Raw genomic sequence first — 4,266 nt, 5'->3', positions numbered from 1 at the left:
AAGGCTTGTCCGGCTTATGTGCATCTGGAAGAAGTGCCTGTCACAAGGCCTATTTACCCTGAGCATGATGCAGCATATTATGAGGAATGTCTGCAAAACCTCAAAGAAAAAGGTATTGACTTATAGGTTTTTCTGTTATCTGAGCCAACTGCCTGTCTTGAGAAAAAGCAAGCAAAATGATACAATAAAACGAATAGTAAAATGATTAACTGGAGCAAAAATGAATTATTTTAATGTTGGTAAAATCGTTAACACCCAAGGTCTGCAAGGTGAGATGCGGGTTCTGTCGGTGACGGATTTTGCAGAGGAGCGTTTTAAAAAAGGTAATAAACTGGCCCTTTTCGATAAGAAGGACCAGTTTGTCATGGACGTGGAAATTGCTAGCCACCGCAAGGTCAAGAACTTTGACATTATCAAGTTCAAGGGCATGTACCATATCAATGATATCGAGAAATTTCGTGATTTTAGTTTGAAAGTGGCCGAAGAAGACTTGGCTGATTTGGAAGACGGAGAATTTTACTACCACGAAATCATCGGCCTCGAAGTTTATGAAAATGATGTCCTACTAGGCACGATTAAGGAGATTCTCCAGCCAGGTGCCAATGATGTCTGGGTGGTCAAGCGTAAAGGTAAGCGTGATTTGCTGCTGCCTTATATTCCGCCAGTGGTGCTGGGAATTGACATCGAGCAAGGTCGGGTTGATGTAGAGATACCGGAAGGACTGGATGATGAAGATTGATATTTTGACCCTCTTTCCGGAGATGTTTGCACCCTTGGAGCACTCGATTGTGGGCAAGGCGCGGGAAAAAGGTCTCTTGGAAATCAACTACCACAATTTCCGAGAAAACGCGGAAAAATCCCGGCATGTGGATGACGAGCCCTATGGTGGCGGTCAGGGCATGTTGCTGCGGGCTCAGCCTATTTTTGATGCCTATGATGCTATTGAAAAGAAGCAGCCGCGCGTGATTTTGCTGGATCCTGCTGGCCGGACTTTTGATCAAGCCTATGCTGAGGAGCTGGCTAAGGAAGAGGAACTCATCTTCATATGTGGCCATTACGAAGGCTATGATGAGCGGATTAAGACCTTGGTGACGGATGAAATTTCGCTGGGTGACTATGTGCTGACCGGAGGAGAATTGGCGGCTATGACCATGATTGATGCGACAGTTCGCCTGATTCCAGAGGTTATTGGCAAGGAAGCCAGTCATACAGATGACAGTTTTTCGTCTGGACTCTTGGAATATCCTCAGTACACTCGGCCCTATGACTATCGGGGCATGGTTGTTCCTGAAGTCCTTATGAGCGGCCATCATGAAAATATCCGCAAGTGGCGTCTCTATGAAAGTCTGAAAAAGACCTATCTAAGACGTCCTGACTTGCTGGAAAACTATGAATGTATAGCCGAAGAAGCAAAAATGTTGGAAGAAATTCGTTTGGAACATTCATCAAAGAAGGGATAGAAGGTCAGCTGGTGACTAACTGTTTTCGTCATAAAACTGTAACAAAATTTCTATCAAAATGATATTGTTTTGACTGGTGAATCCGGCCATTTTATGTTAGTATTATAGCATACGATATTTGTGTCCGATATATGTAAGGGATACTACAAGAAGGAGAGAGTACGATATATGGAAAAAAGGATTGGGAAATCCGTTGTAGCAACTGGTATCGCAGCGACAACGATCATCTCTGGCGGACTCAGTCATCAGGTAAAAGCTGAAGAAATTGTTAAATCAACTACTGTAGAACCAAAATCAACAGCAGTTACAGAGAAGCCTATTACTACTGCAGATGTGGCAGAAGCTAAAGAGCAAGCTGACGCTGCTAAAGCAAATGCTGATCGACAACAAGAACAAGCTGATAAGGCTCAATCTGATGTTGAAGCGGCAAAAAATGCAGTTACAGAAGCCGAAAAATCTGTAGAAACAGCGACAGAGAATGAAAAAGAAGCTACAGACGAAGAAATTTCTCAAGCAGAAGAGCATGTAAAATCTACCGAGGAAGAAGCGGCAGCTAAAGCAGCAGCAGTAGAAAACGCTGAGACAGCTGTTGCTGACGCAAGTCAGGCTGTAAAAGATCAGGAAAATAAAATTGCAGCCCAACAATCATTGGTAGATGTAGCTGAGTCTGAACTCAATAAAGCTAAAGAACCAGTTCATGCAGAAGAAGAAGCTGTAGAAACAGCTAAAAATCAGCAAAATCAAGCACAGAACGCGTTAGAACATGCAAAGAATGAGTTAACAAAAGCGGAACAGGATGTGAAAGATTCGCCGCAGGCTCAGTCAGACATCCAAAGTAAGATCAACAAAACACAGGCTGAGTTAAAACAGACTGAGCAATTGATTACTTCAACGAATACAGAGTTGGCTATTGAACAGAAAGATGCTGCAACAGCACCGGTTGATCTTCGAAATACTAATTATTCCCAATTCCTAGAGAATTTGCGAAATAATGCTCCGAGTCAAGCTGTAAGGGATGCAGCTACTAATGCTTTGGCAATGTATCAACGTGGTCAGCGAGAATATGGCATTACAGTTGGAACGGATCCAACTAGTCCGGCAAGCCTTGAGAACAACCTCCAAGCCCTTGAATTGGTTAAAGCTATCAACGCTTACCGACGTAACGCTGGTCTTCCAGAGCTATTAGTCGATCCTTATGCTAATGTAGCCAGCCAAATTCAAACAGTCTACTTTGAAAAAGCTAACTGGCACATGGGCAAACTAATTGGAAACGAAAATGTGGCCATCAGTTTCACCCCGCAAGGTGCTGTTAATTTCTGGCACAGTGAAAAGGCTTTGTACCAAAAAATTGCTGCCCAATATGGATTGCCAACGGATGAAAGACAGATTGATGCCAACGCAATTTATATGAAAGTTGGAGCAAGTGTATTTGCTCAAATTGGTCACTATGTTCAAATGATGGATAACAAGGCTAATGCAATCTCTGCAGCCTATGATACTCGTCCGAACCAGTGGGGAACTCCATATGGTACTTCAGAAGTAGGTTTCCACAATATTCGCAATTTCAATGAACGTGTGAATAATGGGACTTTGATGAGCGCTGATGCACTAGCTCAATTACTTCGTAGCGGTGGTGGACGTTCTGCAGGTTCTAGTGCTAATGTTACTGCTTTGAAAAACCGTTTGGCAGGATTGCAAGCTCAAAAAGTTAGTCAGGAATCCACGATTAACATCCTAAATTCTCAGTTGGCTGATGTACGAAATAGCGAAGCTGCTCGCGCAACGGCACTAGCAAATGCGAGAAAACAAGTTGATGAAGCAGAAACAAATCTAGCTGTAACGAAACAAAATGTGGCTGATAAAAAAGCTGCTTTAGCTGCTGCTACAACCAGAATTTCTAATGCTCTAGCACCATATCAGGCAAAATTAGCAAAAGCCCAAACAGTTCTGGGAGAAGCCCAAACTCAGTTAGTTGCTTTGAAAGCTGCTGAACAAAAGTTGCAGAGTGGATTAGGCAAAATCAAGGAAGAATTAACTGCTGCTCAAGAGCGTGTGTTGGCTGCTCAACAAAGAGTGGTCAGCTTGAAAGAAGCTCCTCAGCAGTTAGCAAAAGCTAAACAAAATCTGGTTGCTGCAAAAGCTGATTTTGAAGCTAAAAAGTCTATCGCTGAAGAAGAAAATATGAAATTGCTCGGCTTACAAAGTATTTACACAGATCTTCAGGCGAAACATAGCCGCCTACAATCAATCCTCCTTAAAGAAGAAGGTAATAGAAATGCTAGTCAGCTCTCTTATAGAGGTGCTGCAGCTGGTGGCAAAGATACCTCTCTTGAATACCGTTCAAATGCAGAGGCTCCGTCTACAAATGGACTTCCAACCGCAAGTTCAGATGAAGAAAATAATTTGGTAACGACTGGAACAAACACTCAGGGAGTAAAAACAGCAACTCAAGTTACTCCACTTGCTTCAGCTTCTGCGACGACGACAACTTTACCTAATACAGGTTCAGGGTCAGAAGCTGAGCGATTGGCTGTTCTTGGAATGGCAATCGGTGCAGCAACGCTTGTAGGAGCAAATAAACGACGTCGTAGAAATAGCAACTAAATATGATAAATAAAATCCGTATCATTTTAGGCTCTTTGTCAACTGTAGTGGGTTGATGTCAGCTAACATCTGGAGAGGACCGGATTGGTTCTCTCCTTTTTGATATTCAAAGCGATGAGGATTCTAGTTCTAAAGTTGTCAAAGTTCCGAAAGCCGAAAGCGTTGCGTTTGATAACTTTGATGAGGTTGTTAGTAGCCTCTA

Annotated in this window: 4 protein-coding genes and 1 pseudogene; 4 read left to right on the top strand and 1 reads right to left on the bottom strand. The window is 42.8% G+C overall.

Annotated features, from left to right (window positions below; genetic code table 11):
• The 4 genes and pseudogenes from STRDD04_RS11375 to STRDD04_RS02935 form a co-directional block, all read left to right on the top strand.
• Positions 1 to 126, top strand: a pseudogene (locus tag STRDD04_RS11375) (TIGR02328 family protein); the annotation flags it as partial.
• Positions 127 to 220: 94 nt separating this feature from the next.
• The gene (gene rimM / locus STRDD04_RS02945; protein WP_015605077.1) at positions 221 to 739 is read left to right on the top strand and encodes a ribosome maturation factor RimM; all 519 of its coding nucleotides are present in this window, start codon (positions 221 to 223) and stop codon (positions 737 to 739) included.
• Positions 729 to 1,460, top strand: coding sequence for a tRNA (guanosine(37)-N1)-methyltransferase TrmD (gene trmD, locus STRDD04_RS02940; protein ID WP_062199226.1), 732 nt, complete (start codon positions 729 to 731; stop codon positions 1,458 to 1,460). Before rimM ends, trmD begins: the two co-directional genes overlap by 11 nt.
• Before the next feature lie 168 nt (positions 1,461 to 1,628).
• Positions 1,629 to 4,064 carry a CAP domain-containing protein gene (locus STRDD04_RS02935; RefSeq protein WP_062199224.1) on the top strand — a complete coding sequence of 812 codons (2,436 nt, stop codon included), beginning with the start codon at positions 1,629 to 1,631 and terminating at the stop codon, positions 4,062 to 4,064.
• A gap of 62 nt (positions 4,065 to 4,126) precedes the next feature.
• Here the strand turns inward: STRDD04_RS02935 and STRDD04_RS10515 are convergent.
• The coding region (locus STRDD04_RS10515) for a transposase (protein ID WP_197460069.1) at positions 4,127 to 4,266 on the bottom strand (140 nt) is incomplete at its 5' end.

The sequence above is a fragment of the Streptococcus sp. DD04 genome (genome assembly GCF_001578725.1).
GTDB classification, from domain to species: domain Bacteria; phylum Bacillota; class Bacilli; order Lactobacillales; family Streptococcaceae; genus Streptococcus; species Streptococcus sinensis.
The sequence above is the reverse complement of the archived record's forward strand: the minus strand, read 5'-3'. Positions and strand labels throughout refer to the sequence as shown.

Excerpts from the sequence above, each read along its gene's own strand:
- STRDD04_RS02935 (WP_062199224.1), top strand. The coding sequence starts at position 1,629 with ATGGAAAAAAGGATTGGGAAATCCGTTGTAGCAACTGGTATCGCAGCG.
- rimM (WP_015605077.1), top strand. The coding sequence starts at position 221 with ATGAATTATTTTAATGTTGGTAAAATCGTTAACACCCAAGGTCTGCAA.
- trmD (WP_062199226.1), top strand. The coding sequence starts at position 729 with ATGAAGATTGATATTTTGACCCTCTTTCCGGAGATGTTTGCACCCTTG.